We start from the raw sequence: 1,788 nt of genomic DNA on the forward strand, positions 1-1,788 counted from the left end.
AAGCGAGATGATTTTTTACTCTTTCTATAGCTGAATTTGGGTTATGCATGGGGTTTTCCTTTAGAGATAATAAATAAAATAATTATAATATATTATTAATTAAATAATGCAATATGAATTAATTAATTTCATCTAATTCTTTGCACATTTTTTCAAATTCTTGATAATACTTCCAAGAAGCTACTATATCTGGACGATGTTGTTTGATGTGGATTAGTTCTTCATCTAGAATTTTCTTTAATATTTTTTTTAATTCACTATTTTTTTTAAGGCACCATAAAATTCCATTGGTTGTTATTTTGGATTTTTTTATATATATAAATTTTTTATTTAAAATACTTAAAAAATTATTAAAAAAGTCGTTTAGGTATTTATCATTTATAAAATTTAATAATTTAACTTCATCTAATGGGCTAACAGAGAAGCAAATATATTTTTTTATTTCATTACTAAAATTAAAGTATTTTTCTACATCTATATAATTATTTTCTTTTTCGTTTTTCAAAGTTACGTAAAATTTAATATCATTGTAGATTAATATAATAGGCAAAATATATCGAAAATGAGAACTTTTTATCTCTTCGTAAAAATCTTTATTTTCCTCTTTAGGTGGATTAAAATTTAATATTTTGGATAATTTTTTTATTGTGTTAAAGGCTTTATTAGGCATAATATCTTTCATATCTAAATAAAATATCTGTGTATCTATACAATTTCTTATTGTTGTATAGTTAAAACTAGCAGAATTTATCCAAAATTGTAAATTATTAAATAAAACCTTATAATCTTTAATATTTGTATACCTTACTCGATCTAAAATAACATCAATTTTGCATTCTTTAATAATATATGTATCAAAGATGTTTTGGTGAGGGTGAGCATACCAGCCATGATTTACACCATTCTTTAATCTTTCTATAGGATCTCTAGTTAAAAATAATACAGGTTGACTATAAATTCTATATAAAAATTTTTTGACTTTTTCTATATCGTTCATGTTATGAATAAAAATAAAAAAACAAGCATCGCTCTTAAAAAAAGAATAGATATGTTCTATAGAATTTGAGTATGAAACTACATTTAAAGTTTTTTTTAAAAACAAATTCAAGGCCGAATGTCCTGATAATCCAAATCCTAAATACACAAACTTATACCCATCAGGTAAGGGTAAATTCATATCCCATGCAAGTTCAGCAGGTATGTTATGATAATTGATTTTTTCATTTTCATCATTTAGTTTCTTAGGATCAAGTAAAGAAGGGTAAGGATGATTTCCTTTTTTATATCTTTCATTAAAATCATCTGATAACAACCATTCTTCTATAAGATCAAAATTTTGTATAAAATAATTAAAATTGTGAAAGATATTATCTAATATTGTTTTATAGTCTTGATGAATTTTTAATATATTTTTTATTCTTAGAAATTTTTTTAAAAATAATTGTTTATTATCTATCAATCCTTCAAGGATGCTAGAGCTAATCTGATCGAATTCTTTAAAAATTTCTCTAAAAATTTGGAATTCTTTTTTAGCTTTTTCAATATCATTTTTTAGTTTAAATCCACTTCCTTTATACCAGGTTTTATCAGCCTTGATTAAAACTTCACCTAGCATATAGGATAAATGAAATTTATATCTTAAAGCTTGCTCATAATCACTGCATGTTTCTAAACTTGGATATTTGAGTTGAGGAAAAACTTGTATGCTTTGTTGATAAATTTTTTGTTCTTTTTTGTGTTGTTTTTTAATTTTATAAAGTTTTTTAAATAATGTTATGTACCCCCCCC

1 protein-coding gene is annotated in these 1,788 nt (G+C 23.0%); it reads right to left on the bottom strand.

All coding sequences use genetic code 11. From position 1 onward, the window contains the following. Positions 1-118: 118 nt before the first annotated feature. Positions 119-1,788, bottom strand: a 1,670-nt coding sequence (locus AJN58_RS04845) for a DUF2972 domain-containing protein (RefSeq protein ID WP_070292045.1), incomplete at its 5' end; no start/stop codon positions are given.

Origin of the sequence: Campylobacter sp. BCW_4321, assembly GCF_001763075.1 — a bacterium.
Classification (GTDB): Bacteria; Campylobacterota; Campylobacteria; order Campylobacterales; family Campylobacteraceae; genus Campylobacter_D; species Campylobacter_D jejuni.